This is a genomic window from Hymenobacter glacialis (assembly GCF_001816165.1).
Taxonomy (GTDB): Bacteria; Bacteroidota; Bacteroidia; order Cytophagales; family Hymenobacteraceae; genus Hymenobacter; species Hymenobacter glacialis.
The window spans coordinates 1-15,292 of record NZ_MDZC01000050.1 but is presented as its reverse complement, the minus strand read 5'-3'; the positions used below and the strand labels follow the sequence as shown (position 1 = coordinate 15,292).

Annotated in this window: 24 protein-coding genes and 1 tRNA gene; 13 read left to right on the top strand and 12 right to left on the bottom strand. The window is 59.7% G+C overall.

The features are described from left to right. Window positions 1–26: 26 nt before the first annotated feature. Window positions 27–536 carry a hypothetical protein gene (locus tag BEN48_RS06575; RefSeq protein WP_125932507.1) on the bottom strand — a complete coding sequence of 170 codons (510 nt, stop codon included), beginning with the start codon at window positions 534–536 and terminating at the stop codon, window positions 27–29. A gap of 79 nt (window positions 537–615) precedes the next feature. Here BEN48_RS06575 and BEN48_RS06570 point away from each other — a divergent pair, with 79 nt between their 5' ends. The 9 genes from BEN48_RS06570 to BEN48_RS06535 all read left to right on the top strand — a co-directional run bounded on the left by BEN48_RS06570 (window position 616) and on the right by BEN48_RS06535 (window position 6,141). Beyond that, entirely contained in the window at window positions 616–798 is a 183-nt protein-coding gene (locus BEN48_RS06570; protein ID WP_070733810.1) for a DUF5522 domain-containing protein, read from the top strand. Between the two features lie 84 nt (window positions 799–882). Next, window positions 883–1,122, top strand: a complete 240-nt coding sequence (gene rpmB, locus BEN48_RS06565) for a 50S ribosomal protein L28 (protein WP_070733809.1) — start codon at window positions 883–885, stop codon at window positions 1,120–1,122. Window positions 1,123–1,495: 373 nt separating this feature from the next. After that, window positions 1,496–1,678 carry a 50S ribosomal protein L33 gene (gene rpmG / locus BEN48_RS06560; protein WP_035567317.1) on the top strand — a complete coding sequence of 61 codons (183 nt, stop codon included), beginning with the start codon at window positions 1,496–1,498 and terminating at the stop codon, window positions 1,676–1,678. 8 nt (window positions 1,679–1,686) lie between these two features. Further along, on the top strand, window positions 1,687–1,851 hold the full coding sequence (locus tag BEN48_RS18070; RefSeq protein WP_083320826.1) for a DUF4295 domain-containing protein: 165 nt from the start codon (window positions 1,687–1,689) through the stop codon (window positions 1,849–1,851). Between the two features lie 185 nt (window positions 1,852–2,036). Next, entirely contained in the window at window positions 2,037–3,008 is a 972-nt protein-coding gene (gene ftsY / locus BEN48_RS06555) for a signal recognition particle-docking protein FtsY (RefSeq protein WP_070733808.1), read from the top strand. Between the two features lie 78 nt (window positions 3,009–3,086). Next, entirely contained in the window at window positions 3,087–3,935 is an 849-nt protein-coding gene (locus BEN48_RS06550) for a 3-hydroxyacyl-CoA dehydrogenase NAD-binding domain-containing protein (protein WP_070733807.1), read from the top strand. 85 nt (window positions 3,936–4,020) lie between these two features. After that, window positions 4,021–4,425 (top strand): Rieske (2Fe-2S) protein, encoded by a 405-nt coding sequence (locus tag BEN48_RS06545; RefSeq protein ID WP_241502199.1) that lies wholly within the window; start codon window positions 4,021–4,023, stop codon window positions 4,423–4,425. Window positions 4,426–4,536: 111 nt separating this feature from the next. Next, a tRNA-Asn gene (locus tag BEN48_RS06540) sits at window positions 4,537–4,613 on the top strand. A gap of 163 nt (window positions 4,614–4,776) precedes the next feature. Continuing rightward, entirely contained in the window at window positions 4,777–6,141 is a 1,365-nt protein-coding gene (locus BEN48_RS06535) for a site-specific integrase (RefSeq protein ID WP_070733806.1), read from the top strand. A 6-nt stretch (window positions 6,142–6,147) separates the two neighbouring features. Here the strand turns inward: BEN48_RS06535 and BEN48_RS06530 are convergent, their stop codons facing one another. Both BEN48_RS06530 and BEN48_RS06525 read right to left on the bottom strand, forming a co-directional pair. After that, window positions 6,148–6,678, bottom strand: coding sequence for a hypothetical protein (locus tag BEN48_RS06530; protein WP_070733805.1), 531 nt, complete (start codon window positions 6,676–6,678; stop codon window positions 6,148–6,150). Between the two features lie 78 nt (window positions 6,679–6,756). Further along, on the bottom strand, window positions 6,757–6,951 hold the full coding sequence (locus BEN48_RS06525; RefSeq protein WP_070733804.1) for a hypothetical protein: 195 nt from the start codon (window positions 6,949–6,951) through the stop codon (window positions 6,757–6,759). A gap of 70 nt (window positions 6,952–7,021) precedes the next feature. On the opposite strand from BEN48_RS06525, the gene BEN48_RS06520 reads away from it, so the two are divergent. The 3 genes from BEN48_RS06520 (at window position 7,022) to BEN48_RS06510 (ending at window position 8,921) form a co-directional block, all read left to right on the top strand. Further along, complete coding sequence (locus BEN48_RS06520) at window positions 7,022–7,606, top strand: thermonuclease family protein (RefSeq protein WP_241502198.1); 585 nt, start codon at window positions 7,022–7,024, stop codon at window positions 7,604–7,606. Between the two features lie 65 nt (window positions 7,607–7,671). Continuing rightward, window positions 7,672–8,418: a hypothetical protein gene (locus tag BEN48_RS06515; protein ID WP_070733802.1), complete on the top strand. Its 747-nt coding sequence runs from the start codon at window positions 7,672–7,674 to the stop codon at window positions 8,416–8,418. Window positions 8,419–8,504: 86 nt separating this feature from the next. Then, the gene (locus tag BEN48_RS06510; protein ID WP_070733801.1) at window positions 8,505–8,921 is read left to right on the top strand and encodes a hypothetical protein; all 417 of its coding nucleotides are present in this window, start codon (window positions 8,505–8,507) and stop codon (window positions 8,919–8,921) included. Between the two features lie 100 nt (window positions 8,922–9,021). On the opposite strand, the gene BEN48_RS06505 is transcribed toward BEN48_RS06510, so the two are convergent. From BEN48_RS06505 to BEN48_RS06475, 7 genes are all read right to left on the bottom strand, one after another. After that, entirely contained in the window at window positions 9,022–9,663 is a 642-nt protein-coding gene (locus tag BEN48_RS06505) for a PD-(D/E)XK nuclease-like domain-containing protein (RefSeq protein ID WP_070733800.1), read from the bottom strand. A gap of 20 nt (window positions 9,664–9,683) precedes the next feature. Then, window positions 9,684–9,929 (bottom strand): hypothetical protein, encoded by a 246-nt coding sequence (locus tag BEN48_RS06500; RefSeq protein ID WP_070733799.1) that lies wholly within the window; start codon window positions 9,927–9,929, stop codon window positions 9,684–9,686. 69 nt (window positions 9,930–9,998) lie between these two features. Further along, window positions 9,999–10,724, bottom strand: coding sequence for a hypothetical protein (locus BEN48_RS06495; RefSeq protein ID WP_070733798.1), 726 nt, complete (start codon window positions 10,722–10,724; stop codon window positions 9,999–10,001). A gap of 71 nt (window positions 10,725–10,795) precedes the next feature. Then, window positions 10,796–11,110 (bottom strand): DUF3846 domain-containing protein, encoded by a 315-nt coding sequence (locus BEN48_RS06490; RefSeq protein ID WP_070733797.1) that lies wholly within the window; start codon window positions 11,108–11,110, stop codon window positions 10,796–10,798. 56 nt (window positions 11,111–11,166) lie between these two features. After that, window positions 11,167–11,361 carry a hypothetical protein gene (locus BEN48_RS06485; RefSeq protein WP_070733796.1) on the bottom strand — a complete coding sequence of 65 codons (195 nt, stop codon included), beginning with the start codon at window positions 11,359–11,361 and terminating at the stop codon, window positions 11,167–11,169. A gap of 48 nt (window positions 11,362–11,409) precedes the next feature. Next, window positions 11,410–11,805 carry a hypothetical protein gene (locus BEN48_RS06480; protein WP_070733795.1) on the bottom strand — a complete coding sequence of 132 codons (396 nt, stop codon included), beginning with the start codon at window positions 11,803–11,805 and terminating at the stop codon, window positions 11,410–11,412. Further along, complete coding sequence (locus BEN48_RS06475) at window positions 11,798–12,121, bottom strand: hypothetical protein (protein ID WP_070733794.1); 324 nt, start codon at window positions 12,119–12,121, stop codon at window positions 11,798–11,800. The genes BEN48_RS06480 and BEN48_RS06475 overlap by 8 nt, the downstream gene beginning before the upstream one ends. Before the next feature lie 1,129 nt (window positions 12,122–13,250). Here BEN48_RS06475 and BEN48_RS06470 point away from each other — a divergent pair. Then, entirely contained in the window at window positions 13,251–13,718 is a 468-nt protein-coding gene (locus BEN48_RS06470) for a M15 family metallopeptidase (protein WP_070733793.1), read from the top strand. A gap of 74 nt (window positions 13,719–13,792) precedes the next feature. On the opposite strand, the gene BEN48_RS06465 is transcribed toward BEN48_RS06470, so the two are convergent. Together BEN48_RS06465 and BEN48_RS18675 are read right to left on the bottom strand one after the other, a co-directional pair. After that, window positions 13,793–14,434, bottom strand: coding sequence for an alpha-ketoglutarate-dependent dioxygenase AlkB (locus BEN48_RS06465; protein WP_083320830.1), 642 nt, complete (start codon window positions 14,432–14,434; stop codon window positions 13,793–13,795). Further along, window positions 14,394–14,984, bottom strand: a complete 591-nt coding sequence (locus BEN48_RS18675; RefSeq protein ID WP_125932506.1) for a class I SAM-dependent methyltransferase — start codon at window positions 14,982–14,984, stop codon at window positions 14,394–14,396. Before BEN48_RS18675 ends, BEN48_RS06465 begins: the two co-directional genes overlap by 41 nt. Window positions 14,985–15,292 lie beyond the last annotated feature (308 nt).

The following is a 15,292-nucleotide window of genomic DNA, read 5'->3' as shown; positions in this document are numbered from 1 at the left end:
TCACGCCGCAAAGTCGCCGCGCATGTCTAGCGGAGCGGCAGGCGTTCGAGATGCTGGACTGCGTCGAGGTGCCGGCCCACGTAGTTGCCTTCCTCGCGGCCGCCGGCGCGTAGCAGCGTCCAGTCCACCACGGCCGTTTCGGGAAAGCTCACGGGCAGTGGCTCGGCCAGGCTGGTGGCGCCCACCGAGCTGGGCAGCAGCAGCGCCTGAATGCTGCTGCCGCGCCACCCCAGCACCCGGGCCGAAGCCTGGCGGAAGCTGGTGTCGCTGGCCTGCACCCGCACCGAGAGCAGCAGCTGGTCGCCCTGGGGCAGCCCCACCTGAAACCGTTTTTTGGCAGCTGGCAGGGTCCGCAGTGCTTCGCGCAATGGGTCGGCCAGCGAGGTTTGGGCGCGGTCCAGAGCTGCCCGCAGGCCTACCGGGGCCGTAGCAGCGGTCAGCACCACGGGCCGGTCGCCTTGGCTAGGAGCGTGTCGGGCAGCGAGCAGCGCCGTTCCCATCAGGAGCAACGGCAAGAAAGCGAGTGTTGTTTTCATGATAAAGGGCTGAAAGCAGTGATAACAAGTTACGAGCAGAAACGCTTGCAACGACGCCCACCGTATCTTTGATTCACCCATGCCGCCCATCGTTCCCCAGCCGCTGCAGCCCGGCGATTTTTACTACACCGCCGAGGGCTACCTCGTCTTCACCGAGCAGTACCACCGACGCCGGGGCAGCTGTTGCCAGAGCAGTTGCCGGCACTGTCCCTGGAATTTTCGGGCCAAAGCAGGCTCTCAGGGCGCATCCGGACAGAAATAAGGGTAGGGTGCTTGGTGAACGCCAGAATTTTGCCGATATTTGCGGCCCGTTTCCCTGCATTGTAATTTTTAACCCTTCGATATTATGGCCCGTGTTTGTGATTTGACCGGCAAGCGTACCCGCGTTGGTAACAACGTATCGCACGCTAACAACAAGACCAAGCGCAAGTTCTATCCGAACCTGCAGAAAAAGCGCTTTTACATCCCCGAGCAGGACGCCTGGGTTTCTTTGAAAGTAGCTACCTCCACCATCCGCACCATCAACAAGAACGGCATCATGGCCGTCCTGAAGAAGGCCAAGGAGCAGGGCTTCATCGTTTACTAGAGTGAGTAGCCGGGGCTGAGGATGCGCGAGCCCGGATTGGGCTGGTCGCTATTCGTCCCTACACACCCAAAGCCAGCGCCGATACGCTTGCCCTGTGGCAACTGTATCGGCGCTGGCTTTGTCAGGTGGTAGCCCCGGAACACTGGCGCCGGGCCCACGTAGCAAAGGAAAAGCAACCGCAGCCAGTAGCTGCCGCCGGGCATACATAACCGTATTACCGTGTTGCCTGGGCATTATTTGTTGGCAATGCTGACGGGTTCTAATGGCGTTCTGCTTCGCCAACTGAAAGTTGGCAGTGGTTTTCCTTTGTCGTTTACAAAAAGACCCGTACCTTTGCAGTCCTAAATTTTAAAAAAACAACACCCCCGTCGAGATGGCCAAGAAAGGAAACCGGGTGCAGGTTATCATGGAATGCACCGAGCATAAAACCTCGGGGATGCCGGGCACCTCGCGCTACATCACCACCAAGAACCGCAAGAACACCCCCGAGCGCATCGAGTTGAAGAAATTCAACCCCATCCTCAAGAAAATGACCGTTCACAAGGAAATTAAATAACCTGAACAATGGCTAAGAAAGTAGTAGCAACTCTGAAAACCACAGAGAACGCCAAGAACTGGGCTAAGGTGATTCGTGCCGTTAAATCGGAGAAAACCGGTGCTTATACCTTCCGCGAGGAAATGGTTCTGCTCGATAAAGTGCAGGATTACTTGGCTACCGGCAACAAATAAGTTGCCCCCACCAGCTTTGTAAAAGTTTAAAAAGTCCCACCTTCGTGGGACTTTTTGCGTGTAATACCCCTGTCATGCTGACGAAGGAAGCATCTTATCACGGCTGCTTTCGTCAGCGTCCATTTTATTTTTGAGCACCGCGAACGTGATAAGATGCTTCGCAAGCTCAGCATGACAGAACCTCAATGGGCCTCTTCGATTTTTTTAAAAAGGACAAGGAAAGCACCACGCAGCAGGCGTCGCTTGACGCCGGCCTGGAAAAGACCAAAACCAACTTCTTCGACCAGCTAAGCAAGGCCGTGGTGGGCAAAAGCACCGTGGACGAGGCGGTGCTCGACGACCTGGAAGGCCTGCTGGTACACGCCGACGTGGGCATCGAAACCACGGTGAAGGTGATTGACCGCATCGAGGCCCGGGTGGCGCGCGACAAGTACGTGAGTACCGGCGAGCTGGACCGCATCCTGCGCGAGGAAATCGTGGCCCTGCTGGAAGACAATAATTCCGGCTCCATGGCCGTGCTGGACAGTGCCGGTACCACCGGCCAGCCCTACGTTATCATGGTAGTGGGCGTGAACGGCGTGGGCAAAACCACCACCATCGGCAAGCTGGCCCACCGCTTCCATGCTGCGGGCAAAAAAGTAGTGCTGGGAGCCGCCGATACTTTCCGGGCCGCCGCCGTTGACCAGCTCATCATTTGGGGCGAACGGGTGGGCGTGCCCGTGGTGAGCCACGGCATGAATACCGACCCCGCCTCCGTGGCCTACGACGCCGTGCGCAGAGGCGTGGAGCTGGGCGCCGACGTGGTCATCATCGACACGGCCGGCCGCCTGCACAACAAGGTGAACCTGATGAACGAGCTGACCAAAATAAAGCGTGTGATGCAAAAGGTGATTCCCGATGCCCCGCACGAGGTACTGCTGGTGCTGGACGGCAGCACGGGTCAGAACGCGTTTCTGCAGGCCAAGGAGTTTACCAAGGCCACCGAAGTCACGGCTCTGGCCATCACCAAGCTCGACGGTACCGCCCGGGGCGGCGTGGTCATCGGCATTTCGGACCAATTCAGCATTCCGGTGCGCTACATTGGGGTGGGGGAGAAGATGACCGACCTGCAGCTGTTTGACCGGCACACGTTCGTCAATTCGCTGTTTAAGAAATAACCTTTTCAAACGGAGGTTTCCGGTGCGGCCCGCCTCGTCAAGCCCTGCTTGCTGGGGCGGGCCGTTTACCTTCGCGCTATGAAAGACATTCAAACCTTGGCCGTGGTGGGGGCTGGCACCATGGGGCTGGGCATTGCGCAGCTGGGCATTCAGCACGGCCTGCCCACCATTCTCTTCGACCTGAGCCCCTCGGCGCTGGAAAAGGCCCACTCGGCCATTGCGGCCGGCCTGGGCAAGTTGGTGGCCAAAAACAAGCTCACCGCCGAAGCCCGCGATGAAGCCCTGGCCCTGCTCACGCCCACTACCGATATGAGCATCGTGCAAGCCGACCTCATCATCGAGGCCGTGGTGGAGCGGCTCGATGTGAAGCATCAGTTGTTCCGGGAGCTGGCCACCATCAACACCCCGGAAACCATACTGGCGTCCAACACCTCCTCGCTGCCCATTACGCAGCTCGCAGCGCCCGTTCCTCACCCGGAGCGGGTGGTGGGCATGCACTTCTTCAATCCGGCCCCGCTGATGCCCCTGGTGGAGGTAATAAGTGGCGTGGCTACTGCCCCCGCCGTGGCCGATGCCGTGGAGGCGCTGGCCAAGCGTTTGGGCAAAACGCCCGTGCGGGCCGCCGATGCCCCCGGCTTCATTGTGAACCGGGTGGCGCGCCACTACTACGTGGAGAGCCTGAAAATTGTGGAAGAAAACGTGGCTTCCTTTGAGGTAGTGGATGAATTGCTGGAGGCCAGCGGATTCAAAATGGGTCCGTTCCGGTTGATAGACCTGATTGGCGTCGACACCAACTTTTCGGTGACCAGTGCCATGTTTGCCTCTTTCCACCAGGATGCCAAGTTTCGGCCTAGCCGCATTCAGCAGCAGAAAGTGGACGCCGGCCACCACGGCCGCAAGACGGGGCAAGGCTTCTACACCTACTAACAAGCTCCCCGCAATGACCACATGCCAATTCCAGCCCTCTGTTCGTGGATTCGCACGTTGGCTGACTCTGCTGGCGTTACCCCTGTTGGCAGCGTGCGTCGACAACGCCAGTGACCAGCCGCTGATACCCAACGCGCCGGTCAACCTGAGCATCAACATCACCAACCAGCAGTACGCGCCCCTACGCTTTGACAACGGCGCCGTGACCTTGCCTGTGCAGGGCCCCGCCGGACTGGGTGGCGTGAAAGGCGTGATTGTGGTCCGCCAGAGTGCCAGTACCTTCCTGGCATTCGAGCGCAATTGCCCTTATCAGCCCTACGATGCCTGCGCGACCGTGAGCCTCGACCGAAATTCCCGTTTATTCATGCGTGACTCGTGCTGCACTTCACAATTCGATTTACGCGGCCAAGTCACTGGTGGTCCGGCCCCAAGGCCGCTGAAGCAGTACAGCACCAGCTTGCAAGGCAGCCTGCTCAGCATCACAAACTAGGGGTTTGCATAAGTTTTTAGAAAAAAATATTGCTTTTGGCTTGTGCTTTTTTAGAGAAGGTCGTAAGTTTGCAGTCCGAAACAAGAACAACCGGGTTTCGGGCAAGCAATTGCTTCCTTAGCTCAGCCGGTTAGAGCATCTGACTGTTAATCAGAGGGTCCCTGGTTCGAGCCCAGGAGGGAGCGCCACAGCTTAGAAAGTCCGCCCATCCAGGCGGACTTTCTTCGTTTTAAGGCCATCCAAGGCACATTCGCAGTTTGCATCTGCGGGCATCTCCGATTAACTTTGGCTTAGACCGGGACATGAACCGGGACACATACCGGGACAAAACCTGGGATAAAGGCCAAACAGATGCTGACCCCTACCCTCTACAAGCGCACCATCAGCGTGCAGTTCTACCTGCGGCTTGCCGCCCGAAACAAGCGCGGGTACTGCCCGGTGCGCATGACATTGCGGTGGCACGGCCAGGAATTGCAGCTGGATGCCGGGGTTTTGGTGCTGCCGGAGCGGCCCGGCCCGAATGGCCAAGGTGTCGAAGCGCTGTGGGATATCAAGGCGCAGCGGGCGTTGGATGGGCGCAGGCTCACGGTGAAGGAAATGGCCACCGTTCCGACGCACCCCGACACGGCCACCAACATCAACGCACACCTGATGTCGCGCAGGAAAACGGTCGAGGATACGTTCTGCCGGTTGTTTGACAACGGAGAGCCGGGGAGAATACCCAAAGCCGTGCTGGCGGCCGAGTTGGTGCCGGGCAAAGAGAAGGCCGCGCCAAAGGTTGCGCCGGCGGTGAGCCGCACCTTCCGGCAGGTACTGGAAGAATGGAAAGCGGAGAACCGCAACCTGGCCAAGGACTCGTTGCGCAAGTACGACCAGCTGGCTACGATGATGGAAGTCTGGCGGCCTGAACTGCGGCCCGACCAGGTGACGCAGAAAGTAGCCAAGGAATATCAGCAGCACCTGCTGGACCTGCAGAAGTCAGATGCGACGGTGAAGGTGCATTTTGGAGGCATCCGCAAGTGCCTGGAGCAGCTGGGGCTGCCGGCCGACATGGCGTGGCTGCAGTACTCGGCCAAGAACGCACCGCAGCTGGATTTGGAGATTGAGGAGGTGCGTAAGCTGATTCGGTGGCGGCCGACTTCTGAGCAGCTGGCCGAAGAGCGGGACCGGTGGCTGTTTCAGCTATTCAGCGGACGTCGGTACGAGGACCTGGAAAAATTCGACAAGCGCGAGCGAATCACGCTGACCCTGGAAGATGGTAGCCAGGTGCCAGCACTGCTCCACGCGCAGGGTAAAACGGGCAATGACGCGGCCGTACCGCTGCCTCCTATTGCCCTGAAAATCGGTGAGCGGTGGGGCTGGCAGTTTCCGGCCCGCAACTGGCAGCAGCGTGGCGACTGGATTAAGGAAATAGCGCAGGGGGCGGGCCTCACCCGTGAATGGGATGACCGGCTGATAACGGGCGGCAAAGTGATGCACAACTGGCGGCCTATTTGGCAGGTCATCAGCACCCATACGGCGCGGCACACAGCGGGCACCCTGTTAAAGCAGGTGAGCAACGGCAACAAGGCTTTGGCTAAGCTGGTGCTCGGGCACGCCGACGAGGATGTGACAGACCGGTACGCCAAGGACAAGGCGCGGCTTCTGGCTCCGGCGGTGCTCGATGCGTGGCGTGCGGTGCTGGGTGAATGGTACGACGGGGAGCCGACGAGATGATTGAGGCTATACCATCTTAACTAACTTCAAGTCGCCTACTCTCCAATCGTTACAGTCCCACCAAATCACATCCTGAAGATTGGATATATCCTGTGGGAAGCGTTTGTAGGCCGTGCCATCCTGTTTACACCATTTCACAACAAGGCATATGGGCGTTTTGGGATTGTTGGCTCGCTTTTTCTCGTTTAATTCCGGTTGCCAGAAGGAAATCAAACACGTCTCCAGTAACTCTAAGTGCCTGCGGGTATGGGCAGCAGGGTATAGAAGGCACCCCAACCAAATTCGTAGATGGGCAGACTTTATTTTTGGAAGTTTCTGGTGCTTCTGGTTTATCCGTACCCTGAACTTCTGCTGGGTGATTCCGCAGTATAGAACCTCACTTGAAATGAGTTGTGAGTGGCTATACTTCTTTGTGCCGGTCAACAGATAAACACCATTCCCCTCGTCTATTTGCTGCAACTCAGCAAAAGTGTAAGGCCCCTTCCAGCTTAACACAACCGTTTCGAGCGCCTCTTCATGAATAGTAGTATCGTTCATGGAGCACAATATAGAGTCATCTCACTCAACCGTAAATGTTCTGCTGTCGACTGCCTGCAGACTGCCTCCGTCCTGCCTTCAGCCTCGGTTTAGCGCGGCGGCTACTTCGGCCTCTGGAAGGCTTGTGTACGCGCAGAATTCGGCCACCGAAACGTAGGCGCGTACGGGCTTGTGCAGCTTGATGCGGATGCGCTGTAAGAGGCGCTTGCCGGCATCGTAGCCGGTGCCGGTGAGCTGGGCAACGTCTTTGGGATAGAGGCAAACCTGGGGCATCTTAGGGCAGCTTGGGGCGATTGGGACGGACGAATATACAACGGTCAAAAGCCGCTTGTAGGTTCGTGCTATGAAAGATAAAGCGCTGTATTTCAGTGGGTGGTTGCTAATGGTTGCGACTGGTTTCGGACTGGGCGAAGCAGCGGTGAAAAGCTTAGCCCCGGCTGGCCGTGCCAGCGCAGCTCCGATGGAAGAAGCGGGCCGGGTGGTGCGGGTGGTGGATGCCGATACGTACGACGTGCTGGCCGGTGGCGTGACGTACCGGGTGCGGCTGCTGGGGGTAGATGCACCGGAGCCGGACCAGCCCTACGGGCACCAGGCGGCAGACTCGGTGGCGCGGCTTCTCGGACCCAAGCGGCCCGTGCTGGTGACCCGGCGAGGCATGGACCTCTACGGGAGGGCTCTGGCCACGATGCGGCTACCGGTGGACGGCAAGCCTGCCCTGGCGCTGGACTCGCTGCTGGTGGTGCGCGGCTGGGCGTGGGCCTTCGACCCGAAGCGCCGAGTAGCGGGCCGTGCCGCGCAGCAGGCCTCGGCGGTGGCCGCCAGGCGTGGACTCTGGAAATGCGGAGCCGTGGGTGTGCTCATGCCGCGCCAGTGGCGCAAGCTCAATTACAAAAACAAGCGGCGCTACGGGGTGGGCTGCACCTGGTAGCAACGTCGCATAAGCGCAAGCAGCCACGATACAAACGGATTTTCAACCTTTAACAACTTACTACTATGGCACGTCAAACGGGCATTATTGGCATCCAGGGTACCGTAGGGGGCCTGGTGTTCAGCAAAAACGGGAACATCTCCCAAAAGCCGCAAGGTGACAAGGCGGCCTTCGCCAACGCCCCGAGCCGGGCGCGTACCCGCGAAAATGCGGCCGAATTTGGCCTGGCCGCCAAGTACAGCAAGCTGCTCCGCGACTCGCTGCGCGTGGCCATTGCCTCGGCTAGTGACAGTCTGCTGGCCTCACGCCTCACGAAGGTGATGCGCGAAGTCATTGGGCTCGACGACACGAATGACCGCGGCTTGCGGGTGTTCGACGCCAGCAACTCGGCCCCGCTGCTGGGCTTCAACTTCAACGCGGGGGCTGGCATCGGTCAGACCATGTACTTCCCCTACGAGGTGACCGGTGCCGGTGCTAATGTAACCATGAGCATTCCGGCGTTGAATCCGGCATCGGACATTGCGGCTCCGCAGGGCGCTACGCACTTCGAGGTGGTATTTGCCGCTTCGGACCTGGATATGGAGGCGCTGACCTTCACTAACGCCGTGGTAGCGGCTCCGCTGGGCATCCTACCCATCAACAGCGCAGCCCTAGCTAACCAGTCGGTGGTAGCCACCTTCCCGGCGGCTCCGTCTGCGGCTAATCTGGTGGTGGGTGTAGTTGGCATCAACTTCTACCAGCAGATTAACGGCAAGTTCTACGCCCTCAATAACAACAGCACGAACCCGCTGGCCATTGAGTATGTGGCCTAGGCCCAGGCAAACTCGGTAAGATGGCCAGTCGGTAGCGGCTGGCCATTTTCCTTTTCCTTTTCTTTCATCTCCTAAGTTTCTTATTTATGGCTCTTACTGCCTATCAAACTCAATTCAAGCGCCGCATGAAGCGCGCTATTCGCCTGCGGGCCAAGGCCGACCAGAAGGCCCGGCGCTACACCAAGCTACTCTCGGATGCCATTGGCGCGGCCGAAGATGCGGCCATGCAGATGAACGCGCTGAACCTGCTCTACAACGTCGACGTGAGCACCTATACCCTGCTCACGCAGGCGCTGCACGCCAACAGCGGGCAGGAAGTGCTGGAAGACCACCTTGCGCAGAGCACGCCCGGCGAGGAAGAGGTTATTTTCAACCAGGTGCCGGATGGGAACGGCGGGCAGCCGCTTCCCAATGACCCGCTGTTTGGGGAGGTTGTGGCGGGTACGCCGATTGTGCCGCCCATACAGATGGCGAGAATGCCAGCAGATGAAACTGCTACCTAAACTCACCAAGTTATAAGTACCCCCGAACAATAAAAAAGGTCAGCCCTGATGGGGTTGGCCTTTTTTATTGATTGCAGTAGCCAACGATTCTGACAACATTTTACAGTAGTACACTACTAGCTTGGCGGCGCAGCAGCGCCGTGTACTTCTTGCGGCCCTGCTCAATAAAGCCGGGCGTAGCAGTGGCATCGAAGAGCCAAACGGCGTGCGGGGCCTTCTTCTGGACGCCGATAATCAGGAAGCGGGTGGCGTTCAGGGCGTCGAGGTATAGGGCGGCCTGGCGGTCGTAGTCGTACTGCTCAGCGCTGGCCAGGAAGTGCGGCAGGTCTTGGCAGCTGGTGGTTTTGAAGTCGATGAGCGTGGTGCGGCGGCCGGCGGGGCTGACTACTACCAGGTCGGGGCGAATTTTGACCTGCACGCCGGTAGCGGTGTGCGTGGCCGTGTGAGTCAGCTCGGCAGTGCCGCGGTACAGCACGTCGCGGCAGTAGCGGTGGCGGCGCACTTGGCGGGCCAGCTGCTCCAGCTGCTGCCAGGGGCATTTCTCCTGTGTGCGGGCGTAGGTGGCGGGTTCGAGGGTGGCGCTGTGGAAATGGGAGCCGAAAGCCAGGGCCTGCGGGTTGGGCCGGCGTAGCTGGCCTAGCACCTGTGCCTTTAATTCGGAGAGGTCGGTATTGGAAACGTGAGGCAGGGCGCGGTGCTGCTCCTGGGTCAGGCCGGGGTATGAGGTGAGGTCGTGAAACATGGCGGTGGTGAAAATGTGAGTTAGCGAATGAGAGCCAGGCGGGCCGGGCCGCCGGCCCGATGCAGCCAGATATGGGCGCTGCCGCAGCCGACCAGATAAGCGGGCTCGGGGAAAAGCCGGCGCACGGCCGGGGCCAGGTCGCGCAGGTCGGGTAGCGGGTCGGTACCAGCCAGCAATTCGGCGAGCTGCGCCAGTGAGGCGGCCTCAGCTTCATCGTGGGGCTGTTGCTCGATAAGTAGCTGGGGCTGGTCGGTGGTGGTATCCATGAGCTGAAGAGTTAAGGAGTGAGCAGGAAGCCGGATGGCCCCCACGGCGGGCACCGTGAGGGCCGGATACTAGGCAGCCTGAGGTACTGCGCCGGGCTCGGCGGCGGCAGGCTCCGGCTCGTGGTGCTCTTCCTCGGCGGGAACGGTGTAGCCGTGCTGGATGCGCATATCGGCCGCGCCAGTGTAGGTTTCGGCGCGCCAGATGGGGAAGTCGCGGGCGAAGTCGCGGCGGGCGGCCACCTCGGCCGGGTCGGCGGCCTCGTAGCTGAACTGCGCTATGTAGTAGGTGGCCGTTTTGCCCTCTTTGGTGGTCTGCTTCTTCTCGGCGGTGACCTTTACGGCCACGTCGGCCAGGGTCAAGTCGTCGTAAAAAAGCGGCTCAATCAGGCGGTACAGGTTTTCGACGCTGTAGCCGTGGAACAGCACCGCGCACACGGCGCCCTTGTCATCGGCAAAAAACAGCTCGGCCCACAGCTTGCGGCCCATGTTCAGAATATCATCCTGGAAGATGCGCCAGGCCAGCGGGATAAAGCGAAGCGAGTTACCGAGCGGCGTAGTGCCGCCGATGTTGAACTGACCGGCTTTGGCGTCAAAGCGAATCTGGCGCGGGTGGCCGGGCAGGTAGCGGAAGCGGGAAACCTGCACGACTTCGCCGGTGGCCTCGTCCGCCTTCTCGATGAGGTAGGCAGGCACGGCCGTAATGAGGCCGCTGAGCGTGAATGCGGGAGCCGCGGTGGTGGTTGCGGCACCGGCTTCGGTGGTGGCGCTGCGCTGGGCTTTTACTTTGGTGGACATGATGAAAAAGGGTTGGGGATTGGGAGTGAAAAAGGTGGGGCCAGTTGGCGGCCGGCCCCGTCGCCGTTTGCTTATTTGAATTGCTTGTCGTGGCACAGGATGGCGCGGCCCACGATGGAATCATGGCCCCGCGCTGCGGGCTGGTGGTGATACCAGAGGTAGGTAGCCACTAGGTTGAGGTAAGCCGGGTTGCGGAACTTGCCCTCGTCGTCGATTATCAGAATCAGCTCGGGCGTGAGGCGGATGACATCGACCAAGCGGCAATCGAGCAGCTGGTACAACTCGGCCAGCTTGAAGCTGCGGCCGTTGGCGGGGCTGACCGGCTGCGGCTGGGCGCTGTGCGGGTCGAGCAAATGGGGCTGGTAAGTGGTAGCGGTTTTTGGCATGACGGGGCACTTTTAAGGGCCGCCCGCCGGGGGCGGCCCGTGGTGAATGGATTGGATTAGTAGCCTTCGACCTCGAACATCATCTGCTCGTACTCGCCATCTTCCCACCCTTGCTGCTCCTGTTCGTGGTGGTACCATGCCTGGCGCTCCCACTCCTCCTGCTGCTCGTAGTAGGCGGCCTGGGCTTCATCAGCGGCCTTCTCATCGCCGCTGAGGCCGTTTAGCTCGGCCTCGGTTGGTTCGTAGTCCATGAAAAAGGGGCTTGGTGGCCCGCACCGATGCCGGCGCGGGCCTGATGGCTAGAGAATGGGGTAGCGGGCGCGGGCAGCCTGCAAGGCAGCGCCGGCCGGGCTGGCGTGGAAAGCGGCGGCAGCGGCGGCGTAAGCGGCGCGGGCCGCACGGTAGCGGATGATGGCGGCGCGGAGCTGAGTGAAGCGGCCCGGCTGGGGGCGGTATTCGTCGCGTAGCGCATACTTGGCGGCGCGGGCGTCAAACAGGGCTGACTGGGTGCGGGCTAGTGCAACGCGGGCGGCAACGGTGGCCGGGTCAATGGGGACCGGCGTGGGCCATGGAGCGGGCTGGGGCCGGGGCGGAAACAGGACCTCCAGCCGGGCAAGGGTGGCGTGCAGGGCAGCCAGCTTGCTGGCAGCCGCACCCACGACGGGCGCGGCTGGGGCAATGGCGACGCTAGGCATGAGCGGGGACGCCGGCAAAATCATCCTCGGCTTTCATCACCTCCCACACGGCCCCGAAGGCATAGCCGGGGTAGGCGGCACGCATGGAGCGGAAGGCCTCGCGCAACGCGTGAAAGGGGCACTTGCCGGTACCTTTGAAGTCCGGGCGGGGCTGCCCTTCGGCGGGCTGCTGGGCCAGCTTGAGGCTGATGTACCACGAGGTGCCGCCCTGGTCGTAGGTGGCGGCGGACTGCGATACCCAAATGCCGGCGAACGGGCAAAGGGCGGGGCCTTTCCAGGCGGCAGCGGCGAGCTGCAAAAGTTGGTTGGGTTGCATGGCTGTAGATGTTAGCCGTGGGATGCCCCGCGCGTAGGCCTCCGGGTAGGGCGGGCAGCCGGGCCTTTCCCGACTTGCTACCCAAAGATACAAACAAAATGATTGTTAATCAAACATAATGCAACCAAATAACAGGGCTTGTTAGAATATTTTTGAGCTGACTACATGGCGGAAAAGTACAATTATAACAGGGGCAGCCTGGCCTGGCTGGAACTTGGCCGACTGAACGACACCTAAATGCCTTGTTGCGGGGGCTTGGGGGCGGTCAGCCACCAATGGACGCTCGGCGAAGCCGGCCTTATGAGGGTGTAGTGGCCTTTTTCAGGCTGCGGAACCCGAGGCAGATGACCGGGCGTCAGCCTGGGCATGATGGCGGGGGTTTGGGGCTCACCCCAATAAGACTCTCCGCGAAGCGGGCCTTGCTTCTGCCTGCGTGGCCTGAACGCAAATTCACCCGCGGGCGCCAGGCTTTTGGCCTGCGGCCTGCAACGATATCAGGGGGGGGCTGACAGGTGGCGGGAGGCCTTTTCCGGGCCTTGCGCGGCCTGGCAGTGGTGCGGTGGGCTGGCGTCAGGGCTGTGGCGGTTGAATCCCGGGCTGCTGTTGTGTCGGTGCGGTGGGGAGAGGGCCGGGACGACGTGCAGCAGAGGAGCGGACGCCGCGTAGCAGTAGTTCGGGCGTAGAAACGCAGCCCGAACCACTGCGGAGCAAGGTAGCGACGAGGCGGAACGGCGGCCGGGACCGGGGCGGCTGGTAAGAGGGGCATGACGGGCGGCCTGTCCCACAGGGCAGGTGGCACGGCAGGCGGCGGGTTGGCGGAGCGTCATGGTCGTGTGGGGAGGCCGCCGGGGCCTCGCATGGGAGGTGCCGACCAGGGGGAGGCGGTGACCTTGCGAATTGGCAACGGCGGGCCGTGCGGTCGGCGAAGCGTCAGCAGCAGCAGGGATGGTAGCTAAGCCGACCAACGGAAGGCTGCCCGCAGGGCCGCAGCGAAGCGGAGTGGCGGACAGCCCGGCCCGAAGGGGCTGCCCAAATAATGCAAAACAATTGTCACCTTCTCTGTGAATCTTGTTGCTATTTACTACGTATGTTTGTTACAAATTATAACACAGTAACATTATCAAACGTCATGTTCAGCAGCACAAAAGCCGGGCACCTCGCACACATCCTTGCCACCTCCCTTCTCGGGCAAGTGGCCGGCAATGAGCTGGTGCCGCCCGACCCTGACAAGATTGAGCAGTACGGGCACCTCATCATTCAGGCACTGGCCCGGTGGCTGGGTGACCCGGTGCTACGGCTGACGGGGCGGCCGATTATCACGGAGTGCTACCGTTCGCCGGAGCGGCAGGAGGAGCTGTATAAGCAGGGGCGCAGCAAGCCGGGGCCGATTGTGACCTATAAGCGCGGGGGTGAGTCAAAGCACAACAAGCTGCCCACGCCGGCGCTGGACGTGGCGTTTATCCTGCCCGATGGGGAGGTGTCGTGGTCGGGGCTGCTGCTGAGCAAGTTTGCGCGGCTGATGAAAGCGGCCGATGCGCGGGTGCGCTGGGGCGGCGACTGGCCGGGGTTTAAGGACCGGCCGCATTTTGAGGTGTAGGGTAGAAATGAAGCGAGCGGACCAGATGGTCCGCTCGTTTTGTTTGTGCTTATGCTTCTCGCTGTCTGGCTCTATTAGAGCTTTACTTTACGAAAGGTCAAAGAAACGCGGCGCTGCCGTAGCAGGCGCTGGCCATTGATAGTGTCCGATTTTAAGGGTTTGATTCCGTGCTGCCATTCAAAGCGAGCAGCGTGTTGGAGGACGACGGCGCTGCCACGCTCCAGAAGCTGATTGTAGTGTTGGGTAGGGTCAGCTAATTGCGTGAAATTCATAACGCAAGCAGACCCTATGCTCAATGAAACTATAGTATCCTCGAAGCATGGCGTGCAGTCAATATGAGGCGCAATGCCCTGACCAGGCAAATACTCATTGATAATGACTTGGTCAGGCGGACTGCTAAAAATGCCTTCAGCCGCAAACTGTTGCGCATAGTATTCGCACCACTGAGGCAAAGGCCCTAAGTACATCGAATGGTCGATACGGCGGGACTTGTAATCGTACCGGTATCCATAGTGTTGAACGCGGCGCTTGAGGTCGTCAAGCCAAGTGGCTTCGTCAAGGAGGGCAAGAAGTCGGGCTTCTAGCTTAGGAGTAACGTAACCGGGCAAGTACCGTAGCCCTGCTGGTGGAGCAGAAACAAGGTGGTCTTGCTCCCGCTTCCATGGTGTAGGTGCGCTAGCTGCGGAAGGTACTTGGTTGAAAAGTGAGTAGTTCATAGTATACCTCCTCGCTGCTGGGTGGCCAATTAGACCGGGGGTTTGTTCTGTAATATACTCTTGTGGCCCCACGTTCTAACAGCTTGATGCCTGATAAAAGTTTTTTCCAGTTTGTATAGTTTACGTTACGGTCGTCGCGGTTAGGGTTTTGGAAAACAAAGTAAATTGGGGCGCTGGGACAGCGTCGTTGTAATTCCGCCACAAACAAAGCCAAACTTTCTACTTCAAGGGAGTTACTTGCAAATAAGTAAGAGGCACTCAAAATGACAGGGTTGGTCAGTTGCACTAAATCACCACTCAATAGGTCGAGAGAGTGATGCCAATCAGTGAAAAAACTGAATGTGCTTTCGGGTGCAAAGACAGGACTTTTGCTAAACTCTCGTGCTTTATCCAGCATGGCAGGAGCTATGTCTATACCCACATAATGGGTAAGTAGCGGGCTGCCAAATTCCTCTTGGTGAAGGTCAGCTAGTGCCAAGCCAGCGGTTAGGGGGCCACAACCCAAATCGACAAAGACAGGTCGAGCACCAGAACGGAGTTGCTTAGACACTGAGCGGATGATTTTCCCCAGTACATAGCGTGTTGTGAAAAAATGCTTCCGTAGGTTCGAGTAGCAATAAAGAAGGACACGGTCGGCTGGTGATGCCTCTGGGCTTACGATTCGGCAAGGCACTCGGAAATCAGCGCGTCCGTATTCGAGGATACGGTGCCGTATGGTGTCATTGTCGTAGCCGAGTGGGCGCTCGTAGCGGGTACGTTTGAGGTGGTCGGATAAATCTGGACAGAATAGGGTCTTAACTTTCGATTGTCATGAAAGACAGCCCCCAACCCGCCAAACGTCGGCGTTATGACGCCGCC